This window comes from Psychrobacillus sp. FSL K6-1267 (assembly GCF_038003265.1).
Classification (GTDB): Bacteria; Bacillota; Bacilli; order Bacillales_A; family Planococcaceae; genus Psychrobacillus; species Psychrobacillus faecigallinarum.
Genome location: NZ_JBBOOR010000001.1, coordinates 2,576,196 through 2,599,417 on the forward strand (window position 1 = coordinate 2,576,196; position 23,222 = coordinate 2,599,417).

At 35.3% G+C, this 23,222-nt stretch carries 26 protein-coding genes and 2 tRNA genes; 4 read left to right on the forward strand and 24 right to left on the reverse strand.

Features of this window, described 5'->3' with window-relative positions:
- Positions 1 to 63: 63 nt before the first annotated feature.
- From MHB55_RS13100 to MHB55_RS13130, 7 genes are all read right to left on the reverse strand, one after another.
- The gene (locus MHB55_RS13100; protein WP_340863415.1) at positions 64 to 579 is read right to left on the reverse strand and encodes a glycosyl-4,4'-diaponeurosporenoate acyltransferase CrtO family protein; all 516 of its coding nucleotides are present in this window, start codon (positions 577 to 579) and stop codon (positions 64 to 66) included.
- A 10-nt stretch (positions 580 to 589) separates the two neighbouring features.
- On the reverse strand, positions 590 to 1,714 hold the full coding sequence (locus MHB55_RS13105) for a glycosyltransferase (protein ID WP_340863416.1): 1,125 nt from the start codon (positions 1,712 to 1,714) through the stop codon (positions 590 to 592).
- Between the two features lie 16 nt (positions 1,715 to 1,730).
- Positions 1,731 to 3,233: a phytoene desaturase family protein gene (locus MHB55_RS13110; protein ID WP_191696794.1), complete on the reverse strand. Its 1,503-nt coding sequence runs from the start codon at positions 3,231 to 3,233 to the stop codon at positions 1,731 to 1,733.
- Positions 3,233 to 4,120 (reverse strand): phytoene/squalene synthase family protein, encoded by an 888-nt coding sequence (locus MHB55_RS13115; RefSeq protein WP_225215940.1) that lies wholly within the window; start codon positions 4,118 to 4,120, stop codon positions 3,233 to 3,235. Before MHB55_RS13115 ends, MHB55_RS13110 begins: the two co-directional genes overlap by 1 nt.
- Before the next feature lie 77 nt (positions 4,121 to 4,197).
- Complete coding sequence (locus MHB55_RS13120) at positions 4,198 to 5,751, reverse strand: phytoene desaturase family protein (RefSeq protein WP_191696793.1); 1,554 nt, start codon at positions 5,749 to 5,751, stop codon at positions 4,198 to 4,200.
- Between the two features lie 309 nt (positions 5,752 to 6,060).
- A complete protein-coding gene (locus MHB55_RS13125) occupies positions 6,061 to 6,186 on the reverse strand; it encodes a YfhE family protein (protein WP_191696792.1) in 126 nt (41 codons plus the stop codon).
- 468 nt (positions 6,187 to 6,654) lie between these two features.
- On the reverse strand, positions 6,655 to 6,813 hold the full coding sequence (locus tag MHB55_RS13130) for a hypothetical protein (protein ID WP_154310494.1): 159 nt from the start codon (positions 6,811 to 6,813) through the stop codon (positions 6,655 to 6,657).
- 514 nt (positions 6,814 to 7,327) lie between these two features.
- Here MHB55_RS13130 and MHB55_RS13135 point away from each other — a divergent pair.
- Positions 7,328 to 8,266 carry an RNA polymerase sigma factor gene (locus MHB55_RS13135; RefSeq protein WP_144535573.1) on the forward strand — a complete coding sequence of 313 codons (939 nt, stop codon included), beginning with the start codon at positions 7,328 to 7,330 and terminating at the stop codon, positions 8,264 to 8,266.
- A 718-nt stretch (positions 8,267 to 8,984) separates the two neighbouring features.
- The gene (locus tag MHB55_RS13140; RefSeq protein WP_144535571.1) at positions 8,985 to 9,515 is read left to right on the forward strand and encodes a GNAT family N-acetyltransferase; all 531 of its coding nucleotides are present in this window, start codon (positions 8,985 to 8,987) and stop codon (positions 9,513 to 9,515) included.
- Positions 9,516 to 10,220: 705 nt separating this feature from the next.
- On the opposite strand, the gene MHB55_RS13145 is transcribed toward MHB55_RS13140, so the two are convergent.
- The 7 genes from MHB55_RS13145 to MHB55_RS13175 all read right to left on the reverse strand — a co-directional run bounded on the left by MHB55_RS13145 (position 10,221) and on the right by MHB55_RS13175 (position 15,898).
- Positions 10,221 to 10,294: transfer RNA gene (locus tag MHB55_RS13145), tRNA-Arg, on the reverse strand.
- Between the two features lie 201 nt (positions 10,295 to 10,495).
- On the reverse strand, positions 10,496 to 11,644 hold the full coding sequence (locus MHB55_RS13150; RefSeq protein ID WP_144535569.1) for a Ger(x)C family spore germination protein: 1,149 nt from the start codon (positions 11,642 to 11,644) through the stop codon (positions 10,496 to 10,498).
- Positions 11,628 to 13,094, reverse strand: coding sequence for a spore germination protein (locus MHB55_RS13155; RefSeq protein WP_340863417.1), 1,467 nt, complete (start codon positions 13,092 to 13,094; stop codon positions 11,628 to 11,630). The genes MHB55_RS13150 and MHB55_RS13155 overlap by 17 nt, the downstream gene beginning before the upstream one ends.
- Entirely contained in the window at positions 13,094 to 14,227 is a 1,134-nt protein-coding gene (locus MHB55_RS13160; RefSeq protein WP_340844573.1) for an endospore germination permease, read from the reverse strand. The genes MHB55_RS13155 and MHB55_RS13160 overlap by 1 nt, the downstream gene beginning before the upstream one ends.
- A 270-nt stretch (positions 14,228 to 14,497) precedes the next feature.
- The gene (locus tag MHB55_RS13165) at positions 14,498 to 15,040 is read right to left on the reverse strand and encodes a hypothetical protein (protein WP_340863418.1); all 543 of its coding nucleotides are present in this window, start codon (positions 15,038 to 15,040) and stop codon (positions 14,498 to 14,500) included.
- Between the two features lie 153 nt (positions 15,041 to 15,193).
- Positions 15,194 to 15,526 (reverse strand): antibiotic biosynthesis monooxygenase family protein, encoded by a 333-nt coding sequence (locus MHB55_RS13170; protein WP_340844575.1) that lies wholly within the window; start codon positions 15,524 to 15,526, stop codon positions 15,194 to 15,196.
- 39 nt (positions 15,527 to 15,565) lie between these two features.
- Positions 15,566 to 15,898, reverse strand: a complete 333-nt coding sequence (locus MHB55_RS13175) for a hypothetical protein (protein ID WP_340844576.1) — start codon at positions 15,896 to 15,898, stop codon at positions 15,566 to 15,568.
- Positions 15,899 to 16,205: 307 nt separating this feature from the next.
- Between MHB55_RS13175 and MHB55_RS13180 the strand changes: the two genes are divergently transcribed.
- Both MHB55_RS13180 and MHB55_RS13185 read left to right on the forward strand, forming a co-directional pair.
- Positions 16,206 to 16,412 (forward strand): helix-turn-helix transcriptional regulator, encoded by a 207-nt coding sequence (locus MHB55_RS13180; protein WP_340844577.1) that lies wholly within the window; start codon positions 16,206 to 16,208, stop codon positions 16,410 to 16,412.
- Complete coding sequence (locus MHB55_RS13185) at positions 16,409 to 16,891, forward strand: hypothetical protein (RefSeq protein WP_144535555.1); 483 nt, start codon at positions 16,409 to 16,411, stop codon at positions 16,889 to 16,891. Before MHB55_RS13180 ends, MHB55_RS13185 begins: the two co-directional genes overlap by 4 nt.
- A gap of 295 nt (positions 16,892 to 17,186) precedes the next feature.
- Here MHB55_RS13185 and MHB55_RS13190 read toward each other — a convergent pair whose 3' ends face one another.
- From MHB55_RS13190 to sdhB, 10 genes are all read right to left on the reverse strand, one after another.
- Positions 17,187 to 17,570 (reverse strand): VOC family protein, encoded by a 384-nt coding sequence (locus MHB55_RS13190; RefSeq protein ID WP_144535553.1) that lies wholly within the window; start codon positions 17,568 to 17,570, stop codon positions 17,187 to 17,189.
- Positions 17,571 to 17,980: 410 nt separating this feature from the next.
- Positions 17,981 to 18,054 (reverse strand) — tRNA-Arg (locus tag MHB55_RS13195).
- A 76-nt stretch (positions 18,055 to 18,130) separates the two neighbouring features.
- Entirely contained in the window at positions 18,131 to 18,637 is a 507-nt protein-coding gene (locus MHB55_RS13200; protein ID WP_144535552.1) for a metallophosphoesterase family protein, read from the reverse strand.
- 14 nt (positions 18,638 to 18,651) lie between these two features.
- Complete coding sequence (locus tag MHB55_RS13205; RefSeq protein WP_144535551.1) at positions 18,652 to 19,245, reverse strand: XTP/dITP diphosphatase; 594 nt, start codon at positions 19,243 to 19,245, stop codon at positions 18,652 to 18,654.
- A complete protein-coding gene (gene rph / locus MHB55_RS13210) occupies positions 19,242 to 20,003 on the reverse strand; it encodes a ribonuclease PH (RefSeq protein WP_151113597.1) in 762 nt (253 codons plus the stop codon). The genes MHB55_RS13205 and rph overlap by 4 nt, the downstream gene beginning before the upstream one ends.
- Before the next feature lie 65 nt (positions 20,004 to 20,068).
- Entirely contained in the window at positions 20,069 to 20,866 is a 798-nt protein-coding gene (gene racE / locus MHB55_RS13215; protein ID WP_144535547.1) for a glutamate racemase, read from the reverse strand.
- Positions 20,867 to 20,875: 9 nt separating this feature from the next.
- Positions 20,876 to 21,334 (reverse strand): MarR family winged helix-turn-helix transcriptional regulator, encoded by a 459-nt coding sequence (locus MHB55_RS13220; protein ID WP_144535545.1) that lies wholly within the window; start codon positions 21,332 to 21,334, stop codon positions 20,876 to 20,878.
- A 77-nt stretch (positions 21,335 to 21,411) separates the two neighbouring features.
- Entirely contained in the window at positions 21,412 to 21,636 is a 225-nt protein-coding gene (locus MHB55_RS13225; protein WP_225215939.1) for a helix-turn-helix domain-containing protein, read from the reverse strand.
- Between the two features lie 61 nt (positions 21,637 to 21,697).
- Positions 21,698 to 22,150, reverse strand: coding sequence for an acyl-CoA thioesterase (locus MHB55_RS13230; RefSeq protein ID WP_144535541.1), 453 nt, complete (start codon positions 22,148 to 22,150; stop codon positions 21,698 to 21,700).
- A gap of 295 nt (positions 22,151 to 22,445) precedes the next feature.
- On the reverse strand, positions 22,446 to 23,222 hold the full coding sequence (gene sdhB / locus MHB55_RS13235) for a succinate dehydrogenase iron-sulfur subunit (protein WP_186318036.1): 777 nt from the start codon (positions 23,220 to 23,222) through the stop codon (positions 22,446 to 22,448).

Here is a 23,222-nt window from a genome sequence, read left to right on the forward strand (position 1 = left end):
CTATCACTTGATTGTACTAGTGATAGGTCTTTTCTTTATATAGGAAATCTAAAGAATTAAAGCCTACTTTAAGACAACCTCTTTAGTAACTCTAGTTTTTCTCTTTCTAGACAGAAACCTTTCTATACGAGGACGATTATACCGTTGAACTATAATAATTGGTAAGTTAAACAAAAGAGCATATGCTACCATAATCCAGCCTGCCCATGCAGGATTCCAAAGGAAAAATAGGCCGGCCGGCAAGATTGAAACCCAATGGGTCAACTCTGCTCTTTTAGTCTCAATAACAAAAAGTTTAAGATAACGTTTATCGTTGCTAGCCAGAACGTTCTTTTCAAATCCCTTTCGTATTACCTTTGTTCCATCAGGGATTAAATGCTTCCACAGCCTTACACTAAAAAGTCGTTCCCATAATTCACCTGATTCTTCCCATTTCCTCAATTTATATAAAGAATTTTCTTTTTCAAAAAAATGAACAGGAATTAGTGCCATAGAAAGCGAAATCACAATATGGAAAAATGCCCATGCTCCAATATCTATTAATATAGTCCAAAGTACAGGGAGATGTATTATTTGCATTCAACCACCCCTACAATTTGATTTTTCTACCCTTCCATGTTACTACACGTAAAACCTTAGTACGAAATAGGGACCACATAAAAACACCAGTAAAAAAGAAGAATAGAATAGGATAAAAGATAAATATATAAAACTGAAAATTACCCGTCCGACTAGCAAGATAATAGGCTGGAGTCATGAATCCAATATAGCAAATTAGAGCTATGGAAATCCATGTTAGAGAATTAACATAAGCAGCCGTTATAAACAAAGCTAATGGAAGGAAACCTCCACTCATCCATATGCTAATAAGTGTCATAACAAACGGATGGGTTGACTGGGAAGCTGTTCCAAAATTCTTTGACCAACCTTCTACAAGTGACTTCATGCCTTCGGGATACATTTGAAAATGAAGTACACCCCTCCCCCCCAGACAATGAACTGGGAGACCAATTTTTCTAAAGGCTTTCGCAAGCACAAAATCATCCATTATTGCTTCTCCTACCACAAAATGTCCGCCTGATTCCATATAATCCGCTCTAGTAGTCAAAATACATGGGCCAAATGCACCTGCACCTTGTAATCGATTACTCCAAAAAGTAAATAGATTCATACCTGCCATCACCATAATATTGAAGATAGCCGAAAAGTTTTCATAAAGTTTATGGACCTTGTGATAAGGCTGAATGGATAAAATCCCTCTAGTGCCTTGCGCTTGAAAACTTATAGCCAAAGATTTCAAACTATCCTTATGTTCTAACCTTACATCAGCATCTAAAAATAATAACCATTCACCAGTAGCTGCCTCAGAACCTATCCAGCAAGCTGCGGATTTTCCTTTCCATCTTTGGTAATTTTCATGAGTTTGTTTAACTATAGTCCCAAACTTTTTTGCAATTTGTACAGTCTTATCTGTAGATTCATCATCGACTACTATAATCTCCTTTGGGATAAGTGATTGTATTTGTAAGGACTCGAGCAATGGCTGTAATCGCCCCTCCTCATTTCTTGCTGGGATTATCACAGATATAGTAGGCTGTCCAGATAGCTCTTTGTCCGTTTGTCCCGAGAGAGGGATTTTCCATAGCATAAGAAAACCACACACTATAGCCATAATGATTATTGCTAATGCAATTATGAACAGAACGTCTATCATTAGCCCCACCTCTTCCTTATGACTCTTTTCTGTCTCTCTCCAATATCATCTCACTAACCTGCTGACCGCTAAGTGTAACCATGGGCATTCCCCCACCCGGATTGACAGTACCACCAACAAAGTACAAATTGTCATATAGCTCACTATGCTTTGCATTTTTAAACCCATGATTTTTCTTTTTAGAGGAAACCGTCCCGTAAATAGAGCCACGGTGTGAATAATACGTTCGCTCTATATCATGTGGGGTCCACATATCTTCAGTGACAATATGCTGCCGAAGACCTTCTAATCCCATATTTTCTAGCTTAATGAGCACACGTTCTCTTAAAGCCATGTAATCTTCTTCAGTAAATGGCTGGTCCTGGAGATAAGGAATATGAGGCAATATTTTAATGTTTTCGTGACCCTTTGGAGCCTGTTTCGGATCAGTCTTGTTTGTATTCACTAAGTATATTGTTGGATCCTGGGGCAGCTCATAGCGATGGAAGACTTGATCCATTTGCTCCTTTAAGTTATCGGAAAAGAAAAAGTTATGATGGGCAAGCTGTGGGTATAATTTATTCACACCTAGATGCAACACTAACCCCGAGCTCGAGGGCTCAAATTTCTTTTCTAGCTTCTCTATATACTTTGGCTCTTCCTCCAATAATTTTTCATATGCAGGAATGACCTCCATATTAGAGATAAAATAATCTGCTGTTACCTTTTTACCATCCGCTAGCTCTGCTGCAGCAATTCGTTTATCTCCATCTCTATGTAAACGTTTCACTTCTTCTCCAGTATGGAAGGATACACCAAGCTCCTTCCCAAGCTTCACCATTCCACTTGCAATTCCATGCATACCTCCTGGAACATACCAAACACCTTGTGCATGCTGCATGTAAATCATCATATTTAACACAGCTGGTGCATCATATGGGGAGGAACCAACATATTTGATGAAATAAGAAAGCATCGTACGTAAATTAGGGTTGCTCACTCTTTTCTTTATAGCATCATACATAGTCGAAAAATAATCAAAGCCTCTTAGTGACTCTATAAAACCATGCTGCCGAAACACATCCATTGTACTGTCCAACCCTTTTCCAAGATACCCTTCTTCTGTCACATCATAAATCTTTTTAGCGTAATGAAGAAATTCTTGGTATTCCCTCATATCCTTTGCTGAGAGGTTCAGGTTTTCCTGTGCCATTTTTTCAAGGTCTCCGTAAAGGTCAATTGTTGTTCCGTCTGTAAAAAAAGAACGCCATTCATGCTCTAATCTATAGGCAGAAATGTAATCTGACATTTCGCGGTTGCTGCGCTTAAATATTCTTTCAAAGATATGTGGCATAGTGAGAATGGATGGGCCTAAATCAAACCCGAATCCCTCCTGCTCCAACCGATTCAGTTTGCCTCCTAAATGTTTGTTCTTCTCATAAAGGGAAACGGAATAGCCGTTTTGAGCAAGAGAAATAGCTACAGATAAACCCCCTAGACCACCTCCGACTACAACTACAGTTTTTTTACTTTTGCTCATTAAGATGACACCTGCCCTTTCATATCAAAGCAAGTTGCTTGATGAATTTTTTTCATTTCTAGAGGGGATACAAAATTTCTAGTGTGAAAACAGTCATAATCATTTTTACGGATTGTATTTAATATGCCACGATAGATTCTAGCAGCAAGTAGCACCTGAAAACGGCTATCCTCATCAAAGTAAAAGATTGATTCATAGAAATGATCATATAATTCTTCTGCACGATGAGCTAATAACTCCCAAATTCGAATGAATTGGATGTTTATTTTTGCGTTTTTCAAATCATACTCACTATATAACTCTGATTTTAATAAAGATTCTGGTAGATAAATTCGGTTCTTCCTACTGTAATCTTCCCCGATATCACGAAGAATGTTAGTAATTTGCATAGCTATTCCAAGACTGATAGACTGCTCCCTTAAATCTAATGTTGAATCCTCAGCAATTATAGGTAAAAGCATTAACCCAACTGTTCCAGCAACATAATAGCTATAATTCTCTAGTTCTAAGAGGGTTTTTGGCTTTTTAAAATCAATATCCATTCTTTGACCCTTCAATTGGTCATAGAAAGGCGCTATATCCATATTGTATCGATTAAATACATCCCGAAGCGCAAGCCACATCGGATGGTCGATTTCCTTGCCTTGCTCGAATAACCGTAACTCTGCTTCTAACTGATCTAATGATACCTTCTGGCTAACCTTTGTATTGTTTTCGTCGACACTGTCATCAGCCTTCCTACAAAAAGTATAGATTGCAAATACTGCATTTGCTTTCTCCTTTGACAATTGTTTAAATGCAAAGTAAAAACTTTTCGAGTTACGTTTAATCATTTCTTCACAATAGCGATAGGAATCTTCTATAGGTGAGACCCTTTTTGCAACCAAATCTTTCGCCTCCTTCTATCTTTTCGAAATTTGAAAACTATCAAGTATTCACTCTATTTTTATATAAATAGAATCTTTTAATTTGTCACAAGTTCTGGTAAACCAGCTTCATTTTTTTCTTTAATTCCATCATCTAAAAGCAACTCTTCGGTAGCAATTTTTGCAGATAGTAAAACTATCGGTACTCCTGCACCCGGATGAGTACTACTTCCAGTAAAGTACAGATTCTCACAGTTTTTTGCTTTGCTCTGCGGTCTCATGTGATTACTTTGTGTAAGAGTTGGTTGTAGCCCAAAGCAAGCACCATTATAAGCATTGAACTTAGACTCAAAATCCCTAGGAGTCATATAAGTTTCTGCGACTATTTCTTCTTCAATATTTTCGAATCCTTTAACATTCTTTAATGACTGCATTACTTTATTTCGATAATATTGAACCGTCTCATCGGTCCATTCATATTTCGAGGAAGATAGCTCAGAAACTGGAACAAGGATATACAGACCATCCTTTCCTTCTGGTGCCAGACTTGGGTCTAATTTAGAGCCAACGTATACATAGAAAGAAGGCTGTTCTAGCTTGTTACCATCAAAAATATCGTTTAAGTTCTTTTCTAGCTCATCGGCTATAAAGAAATTGTGTACATTGTCTAATTCCTCGTATTTCCGATCCATTCCTAAGTACATAACAAAGCACGAACACGAGTATTTCATACTATCGATTTTTTTATCTGTATATTTTCCCTTCGCTTTAGTATCCTTCACTAAATTCTTCATAGCGTAAGGAAAGTCTGCATTGCACATAACGTAATCAGCTAGAATTTCTTTTCCATTGACGCGAATACCATAAGCTTTTTGTTCTTTTATAAGCACCTCATCTACAGATGCATTGTAGTAAACTTTGCCACCTAATTCCTTGAACAAACGCTCCATCGAAGAAGCCATTGTATACATTCCACCCTTGATAAACCAAACTCCGTAGAGCATTTCAATCATTGGAATAATAGTATACAAAGAAGGTCCATTGTAAGGTGACACTCCTATGTATAAAGTTTGAAAGCTAAGAATTTGTTTAATACGCTCATTTTTTACGTATTTCCCAATAAAATGGTCTGCACTATCAAACGTTTTTAACTTAAACATTTGTCGAATCGTTTTTGGATTATAAAAATCCGTAAAATTTCGAAAAGGTCGTTGAAGAAAATGGTTTTTTGCTACAAGATAACGCTCGTATATTTCCTGTAAATATTTTAAAAATCCCTTCGAATCTTCCTCAGAAATATTCTCCAGTGTTTTCATCAACTCAATCAAATCAGAAGAAATATCATATTTTTCCTGTGCTTTTGCTCCAAAGTACGTAGAATACATTGGGTCCACTTTTTGCATAGGTATGTAATCGTCGGGATCTCTTCCAGTTAGTTCAAACACTTCTCGGTATAGCTCAGGCATCATGACAATACTTGGCCCCAGATCAAATTGATAACCATTCATGTCTATTCGGTGCATTTTCCCCCCAGGTAATGCCTCCTTTTCATATAGCTCTACTTCATATCCTGCATGCTGGAGACGAATAGCACTCGCTAATCCAGCAACACCTGCTCCTATTACCACGACTTTCTTTTTACTATTTGGCATTGTACATTCTCCTTCTCTTTTCTTTTAACCTGTCTATACTTTTAGCTTGGATGTTTGGATGTTTGGATGTTTGGATGTTTGGATGTTTGGATGTTTGGATGTTTGGTTATTTTATTTAATTATTCACAAACCTTATACAAAAGTCAAACCTTTTGTATAAGGTTATTTTAAAATAAGTTATACAAACTTTATATATGAATTATTAATTTATCGTGTCAGGAAAATAAAATATTTTCAAGAAGACAAAAAACACCACGCTTTTTAAAAGCATGGTGTTCTTTATAAAAGTAAGTTAACTTACCTTTTCTGTTAATCATTTTTTGATGTAGCTTTATCAGCCTTTTTAAATTCTTGCTGGTACAAAACCTCTTGAGTTGAAGTCAATCCATTGTCTTTTACGGTCAGTTGCTCATGTGGCGGCTTACGATCTGGCATTTAAACACTCCTTTCTAAGTATTCATATTATGTTGTTCTTATGGAAAGATAGATATACAAATAATATGAGGCAAATAAAAAAGGTGTAATACACATTCATTTATCTTAAAGGTGGATTAAGTTTCCTAAATAGAAAAACCATCTCCAGAAGTGTATATTAAGTGTTACGAGAGCTTAGACAACTTCGCCAAGAAACTTCAAATAAGACATAGATATATAATTACGGAGAATTTTTGTAAACATAAGTTAAAAAGTTGGTCTTTTAAAAATATAGTCTTTACTGAATTTTTTTCTAAAACAAAGAATATAAACCAATCACACGAAATGGAATGAGTAGGTCTAGAAAATAAAAGATTAATCTCCAATAGAACTTTCTTTACCAATAAAATATCGAGAGGTTGTACTTTTTAAGACATAAAAAAAACACCAATTCTATTTTGATAGAATTTGGTGTTCTGTAATAAACCATTACGGTCCAATAGGGCAAGGTTTACCTGGAATGCATTTTATAGGAGTACCGCCGCCAGCTTCCGGTGCAGGTACTTGTGCGCTAGCACTTGTTCCAAACGATAAACTCAAAACTAATAAAACACCTAAAATTGAAAACATCGATTTTTTCTTTTTCACGAATTAAACACTTCCATTTCCTTGATATTTTGTCTTACACTTCTAATTTCTACATTATTCGTTAAAACCCTTTTTTATTTTTAGAATATTTTTAATTTTAACTAAAAAAAGAAAACTATAACCTGTAAGCACCTTATATAAATATACTTAGGTTGGTATATTCACCATGCACTCGCTTTCTTTAGTTCAGTTATAATTTTAATTACCTATCTTGCAAGATGATTGTTTTATGTAAGTAATTTGTACTTATTCGTTTATTCAATGGGTAAGTCCAACTTCTTTTAAAACTTCCTTAAACTATTACAAATTTTATCTCCTAAATTTGACTTTAATATTACTTTTCTAAGTGTTACGAAGGATTGATGATCAACTATCAAATGCAATGTAACCTCTACGAACGGTTTAGTAGATAGTCTCACTATTCTCGCATCATCTTTAAATTATTTATATTAAGTCGTATAATTTTTCTATTCTCAAACGTCTATTAATTGAAGAACATTAGGAGGGTAGCTATATGGAAGAAAGCAAAAACATTAACAAAATATTTGTGGATGAAGCTCGAAAATTAAGAGATGAATTTGAAGAGATAGTTTCTGAATACTCAGCAGACCTTTGGAATTATTGTAAATATGTTACCGGTTCTCCTTGGGATGGCGAGGATCTTTATCAAGAGACTATGATTAAATCCTTTGGATTACTCCCACAACGTTGGAGTGAGATTACTAACAAAAAATACTATCTATTCAAAGTTGCAACAAACACTTGGCTCGATCAGTGTAGAAAACTTAAACGGGAAATAGGAACTTTAGATGAAGTACCTGAGAAAAACACTGATTTTTCGGATCGTTTATTATTGGAAGAAATTCTAATATCATTGGAGTCGAATTTGACTATTAAACAAACAGCAGCGTTTCTATTGTTGGATATTTTCCAGTTTAATGCAGATGAAGTAGCTGGGATTGTCAAAAGCACTCCAGGTGGTGTATATTCCTCTGTTCAAAGAGCGAGAAGAAAAATAGATTCTTTGGATTTCTCTAAAGCAAAAACTAAAATAGCCACACAAAGTCATAACGTAACCATCCAAGCATACTTAGAAGCCTTTAATAATGGAGATTTAAAACGTATGTTAAGACTATTTAGTGAACAAGCACAAAACGAAGCCTTCTTTGGATTCCAGGAATTTTCTAAAGATGAAATGTTGAAAGGTTCTTTAAAATTTGGTTTGCCTGGTCACACAGCACGTGAAATTTATCTGTGGGGTAAACCAGTTATTGTTGTGTTAACTTCTGAAGACGATAATGCTGAAATTCACGACATTCAGCAGCAAGAAATTGAAAACGGAAAAATAGTAAGCCATAAAAGTTATTTCTTCAGAAAAGAATTTATTTTAGCTGCCGCTGAAGAGCTTGGAATGAAGGCGCAGTTAGTAAAACCACCGGTAGATTGGAGTTGAGTTTTAGGGATGACAATTGTTGTCCCTTTTATTGTGTCCTTTGCACTGCTCTCAACTTTTCTACTTAACAATTTGTTTCTAATACGCCTTTTCACTACAATGTTTTTAAAATTTTTGCCCAATAATCCCCCCTGGTATAGGTGTGGATTACTCCATAATTATTATCTACAATTACATTGTATCTGTTGTAATATCCACTTTAAAATCTACTCTTGTAATCTCTAAACAGTTTTATGTATCCATTGTAGTCTGTAATAGTTCTTTCTCTAAATCCACTTCTTTCATTTTGCTGCGAAAAGATCTCCATTACATCTCTAAGTGTTACCTTGTTTTTTAATGGGTTGTTGCCTTACTTCCTTGTAGAAATAAGCTAATTTCTGTGCTTACTTCAAAAATACTGTTTGTCTTTGATTGTGTATAACCTGACGGCGCGTAGTACCTTAGAATACATACACTCGAAAAATATCAATAATCGGCAATTTGAACACTAATTTGCGACGCTATGTTACGAACTTTGTATCATCATTCTTTAACCCTTACCTTTTTAAGGACACCCTAAAATTCTAGGGCCTAGTGCCCGCAAAAGCTGTGATTTTCTATTTTAAAGTTCCTTTAATTGTTGACTCAATGTATAATAAAACTAAACTCGAAGGGACTGAACTATGCGCAGATGGCAATATTTTTCATCCAACTGATTAAAAAATTGGAGGTAAAAGTATTGATAAATGAACTACAAACTCAAAGATTACATTTAAGGAAAATGGAAACATCAGATTCACCTAGCTTATTTAAAATTTGGTCTGACCCAGATGTTACTAAATTCATGAACATCTCTAGCTTTACACACGAAGTTCAAGCAGAAGAAATAATTGAAATGTTTAAGGAATTGGCTCAATCTAGCAAAGCTATTCGTTTCTGTATAATTGAAAAAGAATCCAGTGAAATAATTGGCACGTGTGGTTTAAATTCGATAGACTTTGAAAATGAGAAGGCCGAAATAGGTTATGAAATTGCTAAAACCTATTGGGGCAAGGGATATGCTACAGAGGCTATTTACACGTTGATTAATTATGCTCTAGAAACATTAAAAATAAATAGAATTGAAGCCAAAATAGAACCTGCAAATGTAAATTCAATTAACGTTTTAAAAAAATTAAATTTCACATTTGAAGGAACATTAAGACAATACGAAAAATCAAAAGGAAACTTAATAGACATCAATATTTATTCACTATTAAAAACGGATTGAAGTTAAATTTTTCTTACCTATATCTCTCGAGATATAGGTTTTTTTCTCATATTGTTGTCCTATTAGGTGCCCTTATTTTCTATCCTAAGTTACTTCACAGTTTGGTTCTAATACGCCTTAACACTACAATGTTTTTAAAATTTTCATCCAATTATCAATACCTGCATAGGTGTGGATTACTACATTATTTTTATCTATCATGCAATTATGTTCTACTAAAACTTAGACTTATTCCACCAATGTTAACCTTAGATAGCTTTTAGATGTTTTAGTCGTGTGTAAGCTTTGTTTGATTGGATACCCTTATGGGATTCAACCACAATTACACTGTATCTGCTGTAATATCCTTTTTAAAATCTACTTTTGTAATCTCTAATCAGTTTTATGTATCCATTGTAGTCTGTAATTGTTCTTTCTCTAAATCCACTTAACTGCATTTGCTACTACAAGATCTCCATTACCTCTCTAAGTGTTACCTTGTTTTTTAATGGGTTGTTGCTTTACTGCGAGTTGAAATAAGCTAATTTTTGTGCTTACTTCAAAAATACTGTTTGTCTTTGTCACACTGATTCCTCCATATATTTAAGAGGGAAGAATCAGTGTAGGGACAAAAAAAGGATACTTTCACAGTGGTATAATCTGTGTTAGCATCCTTTATCTGTATCAAGCCCTGTCACATCAAAGCTTGAATTGTGTTTAACTGTACGTCCCAGGAGAGATTCGAACTCCCGACCGACGCCTTAGAAGGGCGTTGCTCTATCCAGCTGAGCTACTGAGACAATATTTTCTTTCCTTAATAAAATATTGGAAAGACAATATATATTATCTAATAATAATAGGATAAAGTCAATAGGAATTCAATTTTTTTTATAAAATAATTGGAAAGGAACTCAACTTTATCCTTACTCTATATCGCACTACCTCTAAAATATTGTAAAATTCCCTGCTGAGATTCTGCACCTAATCAAATAATCATTAATCTATTCGACAGTTTCTCTGAATGATTTTCTACCTGAGTATACCTTATTGACATCTACGGTAAGATTACTAATCGAGTTCTCTGTTAACGGTACTTTTCCATCCTTTTGGACCTTTTTCCAAGCCTCTAGATCTTTTCGATACATATATTCTGATAATCGATATATATCCACATCTATATCTAATCCTTCTAGATAAGTTTCTTCAACTTCTTTTTTTATTTGCTTCTTAACAAAAGAACGTACCTCCTTCTCTGTTATTGTACCTTCAAAACCACTTAATAAAGCGTTCATATTTAGTTTAATATCAAATTTTACTTCTTCCCCTTGTATTTTTGGCTCTACATCTATTTTCAGATTATCTATTACAATTGTAACAAATTCATCTTCCCGAGGAACTGTGATTTCACCTCTTTTTGTTTCCTTGGACATCCATTGTAGACCATTAATTTTATCCCCTGTTACAAATCCTTTAAGATCCTTTGGTGTAAGAATACCAATACCGTCAAATTTTGGCAATTTATCTTTTTCTTTATTAGAATTCCATTTGTCATCTATTTTTATATATGGTATGTTCACTTCGTGACTAGGTTCGTTTAAACGGATAACTAGTTTTCGAAAATCTATCGGTTCTATAAAAGACTCTTGCTGATAGGAGTTCATCGGATCTGCAAGCTTAAGTCTGGTCAATGCATTATTGAATAATGGATCGAGCAACAATACATCCTCTACAGAATCTTTCGTTGCATAAATCCACGTTTGGTATCTAATCTCTCGGTATCGTAAAAAAGAGTTTATGATCGTATTAGCTCGCCCTTCTTTTAATGCTTCTTCCGAAAAAACTAAATACGTCATATGTCCCCAAAAAAGCTTTAAATCCATGGATTGGTATAACTCAAAGAAAGCCTCTTCTACGGTGTTACCCTTAGCCCTGCCTACTTCCGCTTGGATAGCATCCTGAATTGGTTGATCCGTTTTAGCAATATTAATAAAATCTACAATTTGAGCATATATCTCATATTTTCCATCTTTGTAATCTATACCAACCCCATAGATATATCGTATTTTGTTTGGCTCATCCGCGTCCCAGCAGCTTGTTAATAAAGGAAGAAGGCAACAGATAATGCAAAATTGTTTAATTCTTCTTTTCATCTTCTGCTCCCCCTAATCGAGTAGAATCCTGCGGATCTAGTGAATTTGGACGGTCCTTATAATCAATAGCCGGTGGTCTAAATAAAGATTTTTTAATGGTTGCCCAGCTGAGATCTGTCGCAATATTCATATAAGACACACCGAATATTCTAATGTTTGATAAGTAAAGAAGTAAAAGATATAAGGAGACAAAAAATCCAAATAAGCCAAGAAAAGATGTAATAAGAATCATAATGATTCGTACAACACTAACGGCAGTAACAAGGGATTGATTGACTAGTGTAAAAGTAGCGATGGTAGATATAGCAATAACAACAATCATTGCCGGACTTGTCAAACCTGCCCTAATCGCAGCGTCCCCAACTATTATACCTCCAACTACGCTAATGGTTCCCCCTATTACACTTGGTAATCGTAGTCCCGCTTCTCTAAAAAGCTCAAACATGATTAACATTATAAGCATCTCTAGAGCAGAAGGGAGCGGAAGGCCTGTATTATTTTGGACTACTGTTGCCAGTAATTGAAAAGGCATTTGATCCTGGTGGAAAGTAGTTAACGCTAACCAAAAAGCTGGCAAGGCTACACCTACCATAAGACCTACTATTCTCAATAGCCTTTCTGCAGTACTAAAAGCAACTGGATATTCTATATCCTCGCCAGCCTTTAAAAGCAAAAATAAATTCACCGGAGTAATAACAACATAGGAAACTCCATCTACTAATATAAGAAACCTTCCCCTTACTAACGCTTGCATTGCAAAATCTGGCCTTCCTGTATAATCATTTTTCGGAAATACAAGTGATCTCTTGTTCACTCTTTCCATTAATAACTCTCCACCAAAGAGAATATCTACATCAATTTCATTTAACTGCTTTAAAATATCCTGAAGTATTTCCTTGCTGGCAATGTCTTCCATATAGAGTATGGCGACAGTTGTCTTAGACCTTCTGCCTATTTCCATTTTTTCTACGCTTAAGGAATTTGTTGGTAGTCTTTTTCTTATTAAAGCAATATTAACCGAAATATCCTCTATAAAGTTATCTCTTGGTCCCTTAATAAGTACTTCCATTCTAGACTCTTCTGGATTTCGGTTGGGCTTCTTTGATATATTACTTGAAAATGTAAGATTTTCATCTTCAAAAAATAGTATTAAATAACCATTAAACAGCTTTGTAATAACCTCTTCCTTCGTGTTTAGTATTTTTAGTTCAGGAATATGAAGTTTCTCTAATATTGTTTTCTCAAGCGATGTTTGCTCTACCTGTGCACATGTCTCTTGGACTCGAGGGACGATGACTTCATTCAAAAGCTGAAGATTTACCATAGAGTCACAAGTGATAAAATGAACTTTAAATTGTCCATAAGTATACAATTGAAAATCTACATCTGCATTCTTTTTAAATAGATGTTTGTATGTTTGAAGATCCAGTGCTTCCTCTGTCGGCTTCACTATGCTTCACTCACTTCCCTACGTTTTTTCTTTTTCTTTTTCTTTTTCTTCTTCTTTTTCTTTTTGTTTTTATTAAATAAAGCTACGATAAACAAGAAAATGGATACTATAAAAAAGAATATGAAAGTTATTATTAGAAAGTAATTACCTTTAAAGTTAAGAAATAAATTGTCACTTATTATGGTTAAAACTAGGCATATTGCGATGAACACTGGAGTAATGATAAACCATACATGCTTAACTTTTTTTATATTAAGCAGCTCAATAGCAATGAATAGGAGAAGTCCCACTCGAATAAATGCTCCTGTCAACCATTGATAAATTGAAAAAAAGTCTAAATGCTCGATAAACTGACCGATTGACACTAAACCCCATTCTTCATAGGCTGGATAGATTTGCTTACCTGCCTCTGTTGGTCCAAACTCTGTAATAGCGCCAAGTAATGGTCCCAAAGTTAGACCCATTAACAAAAACAATATTATGGCAAAATGATACCATTTCATCTTTTCCTTCATATGCTGCTGTAAAAATAGAAGCAGTACCAATTCTACAAATCCAGCCGCAGGATAAACACTTGCTTTAAAGACGGGCTCCCAGCCATGTTCTAAAAATGGTCTTAATAATGAATAATCCTTCACTTGAATATTGACGAATGCTACAAAAAAACCTAAAACTAGAACACCAAATAAAACAAGAACATTTAGTATTGCAATAGTTTGAATGTTAGTAGTAGCTAATAGGATGCACAAAACAATATAAATTATTAATAATACAAGAATTGACGTAGTCGGTAAAAATGTTGTTTTCATCCATTGAATTGCCTCTCGCATCGTTACTGCAGCCAATACGATTAAGAAAATACTTACAACATATCGAAATAGAGTACTCATTTTGGGACCTATTGCTTCTTTTAACCATTGGGTTAACTTTTGCTGACCTATTTGTTTATGAACATAATAAAGTAGAAAAATCCATCCAAATATAATAATCGTTGCTATAATGACGGACATCCATCCATCTCTACCTCCAATTTTTAAAATGGGCGGTAGAATAGTCACATGATTTTTTAGTCCAATCATGGTCATTGACAAGGCAACAATATGCAAAATACTAATCGGTCCGACTCTTTTCATTTTCATACCTTCTAACGTTTTATAATACTTACCAGTTTTGACAACTTTCGAAGTGTTTATAAGGATGAAATGTAAATTTGCAAATTAAATTTTTTATAGCAAATTGACTTAAATAATGTTCAATTTAACTCCTCACATATTCACTTTGCTATTGATTTCAGGCTTGATGGAAATGAACGCCAGCTTTGCTTAATGTTTTAACAAAAAAAAGAACGTACTCGGAATAGAATCCCGAATACGCCCTTCAATTTAAAAACCAAACTAAGTTCTTTACCTATTTTCGTTGTAAAAACGACGGAAGATATTTTCAAAGTCCTCTTTAATAAATGTTTCTTCACTATAGTCCATAGACTTATAAGTCAGGGGAGAGTCTTTTTTATACTCTGTTATTATTATTGTTTTTCTTGGCCCATCATTGTAATCATGATAGGTTTTAGGTAAATCAAGTGTGACCGGCTCCATAAAAGGAATATGTCCCTTAGCAGACTTCATGAATAGGACTGTCAATTCCTTTTCATAAAAAGCATCAATATATTCTTTTTCTGATACACTCTCTAGATAATCCTCATCAATTACAAGTAATTGAAATGTTTCCTTTATAATATCATTCGTCAATATTTCTTCTACACTGATAGAAGTGTAGGTGACATTATCGTATTCAGGAAGTGACACTTCACCCACCACTCCAATATCAATCGGTTCAGCAGAAATTAAATTCCCTTGTGAGCAACCTACAAGCAATATTAAAATAGAAATAATAATAGCATAAAATAAACCCCTCATTTTTTTAGGGATTTTAAAAATATCTGCCATTCTCCCACTCCCTTTATTGGTTTATATTGTAAATTAAATTATATATTATCTTGTACTAAATTTATATTTCTTTTAGTTGTCTATTTCATAATATAATCCAAACATAAAGAGCAAGTTGATTTTAGTCAACTTGCTCGTGTACATTCTATTATTTTATTCAACTATTGAATAATTACTATGCTCAGTAGAGATCACATACTCAGGCTTAGGTGGTTTTCCACCATGCTCTTTAATTTTATTTTTGTGTCCTGCAATATGCTCCGGGCTCTTCTCCCATGCCTTCCATGCTTCTTCAGATTCCCAGCGTATAATCATCACTACTTCTTCCTCACCGCGACGAACATTTTTCACTAACAGCTCACGGCTGATAAAACCTTCACGTTGCTCTATTAAAGAAGGTCCTTGATCTGGTTTTTTCTTGAAACGCTCCAGCACCTTATCTGAATTTCCTTCTGTCACTGTCCACTTGCGAATTTGTACGAACATTGTCATCCCTCCATGATATATTACTATTAAATTTGAATGTTACTGTTTTGTTTCTAAATCCTGTGATTCTATACCAGACTCAGACGCCTGACTTTCTTCAACTTCTACTAATTCAAATAACTGTGCAAACTCATCCATTAACATCTCAACCGCCTTCAATTCACCCACTAAAACTGGATTAATTGATTGCAATTCAGGTGTTTCTAACTGTTTCTTCAAAGAAGTAGATTTGGTATTCATCATTTCATAAAAGGCAAGAGCTCTACCTCGTCGAAACGTTTTGGCACCTCTTCTTAAATCATGCTTACCTTCCTGTTCATTTCCTTCTTCGCAACGGCCACCACGTCTACCTCTATGGGATTCATTTTTCATTTAAGAACCTCCAATCGTATACATTTGTATACTAATGTTATTGTATACAAATGTATACGATAAGTCAATTAATTAAAAAAAACTCTCCTGTTTCATAATTTCACCACTACTCATCCTTTTTAAAATTCTCAACTAATTTATTTATCACTCATTCCCTAAATATATAGTTCATTACTAATTATCAGAAATGATGTGGTCGAAAACCTTGGCAATTAAATTGAAATCCATTTCAAGGTAAGAAATACTTTACTTTATGTCCGGTATACTTTACATTTAATGAAATGAAATGAATCGCGGGAGGGAAAAAATGGAGGTCAAGAATCGATTAAAAGAACTGAGGGCTAGATCCAACCTTACGCAAAAGGACTTGTCGAAAAAAGTAGGTGTAACACGTCAAACCATTGTCTCACTGGAAAAAGGGACCTATGTCCCTTCGCTGTTATTGGCAATGAATATATCTGAAGTATTTCAGGAGCCGATTGAGAAAATCTTTTATAAGGGGGATGGCAAGTGAAGATTGTTTTATTTGAAAGTATCAGCAAGATCATTGTTATAAGCGTATTTGCATATGCAGTGGCATTTGCGTTTGAAAACATCTGGTTAATGGACGAATTCGAACGGGGTTTGGCAAACGGTGAAATACTTTTAGTTAACGTGAAATTTAGTTTATGGCCATTTATAATCAGCATCTTGTTAATGTTGCTCCACTCCATTCTGTCTGTAAAATTGAAACCAAGAAAACGGGCTGACATCCTTTTGAAATTCGGAGAGTTTCAAGAAGCTGATGAACGGGAGTTGATCATCACCAATAAAGCAACCAAGGCTTCTCATGTTACTTTTACACTGACTGTAATGTCGGCAATGGTAATTATGATACTTTTCACAAGTCACATTTATCTTCATCCTGCATTTCCTATATATTTATTTGCAGGAACAATAGTGGCTTCCAGCATTGCTTATGCTATTACATGGTGTATAGAATATTATAAGTAAAAAAATTGCACTGAGGGTAAACTCAGTGCAATTTTACCATTATATTCCATAATAAAAAACATTATAGTATTGGAAATCCTCTTCTACAATTTCTTTTACAAATGAAAAGAAAATTTCGCCAAAAACTGCCTCGTTAGTTTAAATAGTAAACCACCATGAAATCTACATTGTTTTACTTAAATATCCATATTAAGTGAATTTATTTAATCAGATGTAGTGGTGGTGTCAACATGCAATTTTACTATAAATAAACCTTTACATTTAAAATAACCTTAACCAAAGCACTCGCTCGTATTTAACTGATACAAGTACATACCATTATGATATTGCCATCAGGATCTTTAAAGGAAAACTCTTCTAAATCAGGATGAATAATAATTTCAGTTACTATCTCCGCACCCATTTTAGTGACATGGGCAAACGCTGCGTTAATGTCAGAAGCACTAAGATTAAAGAGTGGCTGATTTGATGGGATAAATTTATAATTTTCCTCAAAAATATGGTTATCAAGGGTTATTCCAGGGCGTCTGTCACCCATATTTAAAGTATATACAGGTCCTATATGATTCCCTTCTCTTACTTGCAACCCAAGTAATTCACTGTACCATTTTATTGAACGTTCTAAATCCGACACATGAACAAAAATTGTATCAATCCTATTTTCAATTGGTTTAAACAAGTGAGCACCTCCAAAGATATGATATCAAATAATTCTATATAACTATTAAACAATCCTGCTAGTAAATTTGATATTCAATACCTGAATGCTATGCTTTTTGCTTACATTGTTATGAGAAGTGATTGTACAATTTGTATCCGAAAAGGCTGGTCATAAAGATGTAGAAACGCATTTAATTATTATTTTCTAGTGTTAAAAGAAATGACTAAAAAGGAGGAAAAAATCTTTAGATACTCCCCTTCTAATACAGACGGAGGCTATAGAATATGTTACAAATATGTAGTATTGGTATTCAAAATATAATAAAATCCTCTAATGTTAAATATATAGAAAAAACGCTTTAAAATGTTGGTAAAACAACATTTTAAAGCGTTTGATCATTTTTAAAACCTATTCAATTACATTAATTACGTCCCAGGAGAGATTCGAACTCCCGACCGACGCCTTAGAAGGGCGTTGCTCTATCCAGCTGAGCTACTGAGACCAAGTACTCCCCCACCACACAGATAGGAAAGACAAGATTTATTATATAATCATAACAAAAAAATGTCAACGGTATTTCAAGAAGTTTTTAAATTAACATTTTCAATCAGTTTATGTTCCGAAGAAAAGAATAGAACTTGCCAAAGGTTTTCTTTCTTTTCTACGATAGCATAACTTTTTTCTTTGCGTCCCCTTGGCTTATGTAGGCTTCCAGGATTGACGAACAGGATACCGTTTTGTAACTCTGCACCTAGCATATGAGAATGGCCAAAACAGACTACAGTAGCGCCCACTTCCTGCGCTCTGTAACTCAGTGGCAATATTGTAGATTTTACTTGGTGACGATGTCCATGTACCACCAAAATCTTTTCATTGTCCAAAGTAATGAGTTCCTCTTCGGGAAAGCTAGAATCGTAATCACAATTACCTCCAACAATGAAAATGGATTTCCCCTCAAAGTAAGAGGCATCTAATTCACTGTCTCCACAATGAATTATGGCTTGTACTTCATCTTGATGGACTTGAATTACCTCTTCCATCGTTACAGTATCCTTATGTGTATCACTCATAATTAATATTTTCAAGAAAATTCACCACCTTATAATAAAGCGGTTAATTTGGATTGTAATTGCTTGATAGCATTTCCTCGGTGAGAAATTGCTCCTTTTTCTTCAGCTGAAAGCTCAGCCATCATTTTATTCTCGGATGGAACAAAGAATACAGGGTCATATCCGAAACCGTTGTTTCCTTTTCTCTCTTGAGCAATGGCACCTTCGCATGTTCCTCTAACAGTAAAAGGTTCCATAGTTGGTGATGCTACAGCAATCACGCAAACGAAGCGGGCTGTTCTTTCGGATTCTTTTGTGTCTCTAAGCTCTTCTAGCAGTTTTGTAATGTTTGCCTCGTCGCTCTTCTCTTCCCCAGCATAACGAGCAGAATAGATGCCTGGACGCCCATCCAGTGCGTCTACCTCCAGCCCACTGTCATCTGCAATGACGATTGACTGTAAATGTTCAGCCAAGGCAGTAGCTTTTAAAAGTGCATTTTCTTCAAATGTAGTTCCTGTTTCTTCTACATCCATGTCCTCTGCAACGTCATGTAAAGTCAGAACCTCATACCCTAATGGGTTGAATAATGCTTCAAAATCCTTTGCTTTTCCTTTATTTTTTGTTGCAATAATAATTTTTTTCATTCGGTTATCAATCCTTTCTCTCCAATTTTAGATGCAAGGTCTCCTAATGCAGATCGTTGGATATCCATTAATTGTTGAATACCTATTTCTCCAAATTCAAGAAGCTCTAATAGTTCTTTTTTCGAGAAGGTTGCTTCTTCTCCGGTACCTTGTAATTCCACGTACTCACCGCCGCTAGTTTGAACAATATTCATATCAACAGATGCTGAAGAGTCTTCCACATAATTCAAATCAAGAACGACACCAATTTCATCGACGATTCCTACACTTGTTGCAGCTAAGAATTCTACTACCGGGAACTTAGCCAGCTGCTTTTGTTCATAGAGTTTTCCTAATGCAATCGTTAAAGCAACGAATGCTCCAGTTATACTTGCAGTTCTAGTTCCACCATCCGCTTGAATTACATCACAATCTACCCAAATTGTTTTTTCGCCTATTACTTCAAGGTCCACTACAGAGCGCAATGCTCGTCCAATTAGACGCTGTATCTCCATTGTACGACCTGTAACCTTCCCCTTGGATGATTCACGCTGAGTGCGTGATTCTGTTGCACGTGGCAGCATAGAATATTCTGCAGTGATCCAGCCCTTGCCTTGTCCTCTTAAAAAAGGTGGTACTCGATCTTCTATTGTTGCATTACAAATTACCTTTGTATTACCAACCGTTATCAATACTGAGCCCTCTGGATGCATTAAATAATTTGTTTCAATCGTTACATTTCTAAGCTGTTTTGGTTCTCTTCCATCAAATCTAATCATATTTTTCTCCTTTTTCTCACCTGAGCAAAAGAAAACCCCGCTATTTGAGGATTCTCCTAACAGGGTCAATTAAATGAAATTGTTCTAACATCTGCGTTCGACATTTCTAACCACTTTTCTACAATTGTTTTAAAGATAGGAACAGATCCGGTTGTATAGAAAATCGGCTCCTTCGCTTCTTTAATAGGGTTCTGTAAATGATGATACTCTAAGTACTCCAGTACATCCTGGGCAGTTTCTTCGGCTGAGGAGAGAACATGCACGTTCTTTCCAACAACACTCTCGATATGTTTTTGTAGTAAGGGATAGTGTGTGCAACCTAGGATTACTGTATCAAAATGCTCTGATTTTAAGGGCTCTAAAGCCTCTATAACCATTTTGTGAGCAAAATCTCCCTCATATTCATTACTTTCTACAATTGGCACAAAAGTAGGGCAAGCAAGGGGAATTACCTTACTTGATGTATTTAAGGCAGCAATCGCCTCTTCATACGCCCCACTTTTAATAGTACCGCTTGTACCTAAGACTACGATTTCGTTTTTTTTAGTTGCCTTAATAGCTGCTCTTGCACCTGGGAAAATAACGCCAATTACAGGAAATGGCATTTTTTTACTTAGCGAATTAAGAGCCACTGCTGTCGCAGTATTACATGCTATCACGAGCATTTTTATATTCATTTTAGACAAGGCAATTGCCATTTGCCATGTGAATTTACGAACTTCACTGCCAGTTCTAGGTCCATAAGGACATCTAGCTGTATCACCTATATAAATAATTTCTTCGTTGGGAAGTAGTCGCATAATTTCTTTTGCAACTGTCAAACCTCCCACACCAGAGTCTATCACACCGATTGGGGCTTTCACGTCAATTCCTCAGTTCTTTTTCATCTCTTGATGTAATTTTGCTAATAAAGTTGATAATGCTGTTGCTTCGTCTTGATCAAATTGTTTTAGCACGTCTTTTAAATACTGCTGTCGTTTGTCAATTACTTCTTCGATGATTCGTTCGCCTTCTTTTAATAAATGTATCCGTACGACACGACGATCTTGCTCGTCTCTTACTCGCTGGACCAATTCGCTCTTCTCCATACGGTCAATTAAATCCGTTGTGGTACTAAAAGCTAAATACATTTTATTAGATAAATCCCCGATTGTCATGTCTCCAATTTCAAAAAGCCATTGAAGTGCCACAAATTGGGGAGGCGTTATCGTATAAGAATTAAGGATTTGTCGCCCTCTCTGTTTGATAATCCCTGATATATGCCGAAGCTCTTTTTCTAAAAAAGCAACATCTTCGTGATTTAACTCAACTTGATTTTTTTCTTCTGCCATTAATAACTTCACTCCTCAAAACAATCCGTCCTACTTATTATTGTGACTTGTTCTGAGGAAAATGGCAAGGATTCAAATCAATTCAATGATAATTCTCCAAGTCTTAATAGTTCAACAATTGCTTGTGATCTACCTGATACACCTAATTTTTGTATCGTATTAGATATATGGTTGCGAACTGTTTTTTCACTAATAGACAGCTGAATTGAAATGTCTTTTGTAGAATTATCTTCTACTAATAACTGAAATATTTGACGCTCTCTGCTCGTCAATATTGATCGTTGCTGATTACCATCGTACAATGCCATAGCCCCCTATCCACTCTCCTACTAACGTATGTAGCAAGGGGATGGTAGGTGACGGCTAGCTGATACTCTTTTGAAAAACTTCTCTTTCCTCTTCCGTCCATTTTGCAGCTTTTCCAGTTCTTTTATCAATTTGGACGATAGAGCCTCTACCTGTGAATACGATTTCCCCTTTTACATTCTTTGCCATGTAATGGATATCAACTGATGATCCCCCAATGGAATTAGCTTTTACATAGATCCGAAGCTTCTCATCAAAAAAGACTTGCTTCTGGTAATCGCATTGTAAATCGGCTACAACTGGGATCTTATCGCCTTTAGGATTTAGCCAGTCATTCATAAGCATTATATTTTTGAAGTATTCAATACGCGCGTATTCGAAGTATGCAAAGGTAACCGTGTTATTTAAATGTCCGTACATATCCGTTTCTGAAAAACGTACACTCACCTCTGAGTAAAATGAAAATTCCTTTTCCCATGCTTCTAAGTTTTCTATGTATGCTGCTCTCATCTTATAATCCCCTTTATAAAATAGTTAGCCTATATCCATTAAATGAATAGCCATTCATTTAATTATATCAGAAAATTAAAAATCTAACTAATGCTTAGAATAAAAATTTTAAAATGTTACAGCTATTTAGCTACTCCAATCATAAATAGTACTATCCGGTTATAAAATTTCGCGAACGGTCATAAATTTTTCTATCCGGTCATAAACAACTCGCCGCTCATTACTCACGGTAATCTAAGATTTTCCCCATAAGAAAAAGCCTAGAATCTTAAATTCTAGGCTTTTTCTATCTATATTAGTCAACCATATTGTCGCTTCCGAAGAAGTTTTTGAACATTTGAACTGTAGTATCACGGTTCAATGCAGCAATAGAAGTTGTAAGTGGAATACCTTTTGGACAAGCAACAACACAGTTTTGTGCGTTACCACAGTTTGCAAGGCCTCCGTCTCCCATAATTGCATTCAAACGCTCGTCCTTATTCATAGCTCCAGTTGGATGAGCATTGAACAAGCGAACTTGTGATAGTGGTGCTGGCCCGATAAATGAAGCATTATCATTTACGTTTGGACAAGCCTCTAAACATACACCACAAGTCATACACTTAGATAATTCGTAAGCCCATTGACGTTTACGTTCAGGCATACGTGGACCCTCTCCAAGGTCATAAGAACCATCAATTGGAACCCATGCTTTTACTTTTTTCAAAGCATCGAACATGCGGCTTCTATCTACTTGAAGGTCACGTACAACAGGGAAAGTACTCATAGGTGCTAATTTGATCGGTTGAGTCAATTGGTCAATAAGTGTTGAACAAGATTGACGTGGACGACCGTTAATAACCATAGAACATGCTCCACAAACTTCCTCTAAGCAGTTCATGTCCCAAGTTACTGGAGTAGTAGCTTTACCATCTGTGTTCACTGGTCTTTGACGAATTTCCATTAAAGCGGAAATTACGTTCATATTTGGACGCCAATTAACTTCGAATTTTTCCCAGTAGGGATCAGATTCAGGAGTATCTTGACGGTATACTTCTATTTGAACTTTTTTGGTTTCAGTTGCCGTCACCAT

Bases quoted from the DNA above. Each gene is read 5' to 3' on its own strand.
- MHB55_RS13100 (WP_340863415.1), bottom strand. From the start codon at position 579: ATGCAAATAATACATCTCCCTGTACTTTGGACTATATTAATAGATATT.
- MHB55_RS13105 (WP_340863416.1), bottom strand. From the start codon at position 1,714: ATGATAGACGTTCTGTTCATAATTGCATTAGCAATAATCATTATGGCT.
- MHB55_RS13110 (WP_191696794.1), bottom strand. From the start codon at position 3,233: ATGAGCAAAAGTAAAAAAACTGTAGTTGTAGTCGGAGGTGGTCTAGGG.
- MHB55_RS13120 (WP_191696793.1), bottom strand. From the start codon at position 5,751: ATGCCAAATAGTAAAAAGAAAGTCGTGGTAATAGGAGCAGGTGTTGCT.
- MHB55_RS13125 (WP_191696792.1), bottom strand. From the start codon at position 6,186: ATGCCAGATCGTAAGCCGCCACATGAGCAACTGACCGTAAAAGACAAT.
- MHB55_RS13135 (WP_144535573.1), top strand. From the start codon at position 7,328: ATGGAAGAAAGCAAAAACATTAACAAAATATTTGTGGATGAAGCTCGA.
- MHB55_RS13150 (WP_144535569.1), bottom strand. From the start codon at position 11,644: ATGAAAAGAAGAATTAAACAATTTTGCATTATCTGTTGCCTTCTTCCT.
- MHB55_RS13160 (WP_340844573.1), bottom strand. From the start codon at position 14,227: ATGAAAAGAGTCGGACCGATTAGTATTTTGCATATTGTTGCCTTGTCA.
- MHB55_RS13165 (WP_340863418.1), bottom strand. From the start codon at position 15,040: ATGGCAGATATTTTTAAAATCCCTAAAAAAATGAGGGGTTTATTTTAT.
- MHB55_RS13170 (WP_340844575.1), bottom strand. From the start codon at position 15,526: ATGTTCGTACAAATTCGCAAGTGGACAGTGACAGAAGGAAATTCAGAT.
- MHB55_RS13175 (WP_340844576.1), bottom strand. From the start codon at position 15,898: ATGAAAAATGAATCCCATAGAGGTAGACGTGGTGGCCGTTGCGAAGAA.
- MHB55_RS13180 (WP_340844577.1), top strand. From the start codon at position 16,206: ATGGAGGTCAAGAATCGATTAAAAGAACTGAGGGCTAGATCCAACCTT.
- MHB55_RS13205 (WP_144535551.1), bottom strand. From the start codon at position 19,245: ATGAAAAAAATTATTATTGCAACAAAAAATAAAGGAAAAGCAAAGGAT.
- rph (WP_151113597.1), bottom strand. From the start codon at position 20,003: ATGATTAGATTTGATGGAAGAGAACCAAAACAGCTTAGAAATGTAACG.
- MHB55_RS13220 (WP_144535545.1), bottom strand. From the start codon at position 21,334: ATGGCAGAAGAAAAAAATCAAGTTGAGTTAAATCACGAAGATGTTGCT.
- MHB55_RS13230 (WP_144535541.1), bottom strand. From the start codon at position 22,150: ATGAGAGCAGCATACATAGAAAACTTAGAAGCATGGGAAAAGGAATTT.
- sdhB (WP_186318036.1), bottom strand. From the start codon at position 23,222: ATGGTGACGGCAACTGAAACCAAAAAAGTTCAAATAGAAGTATACCGT.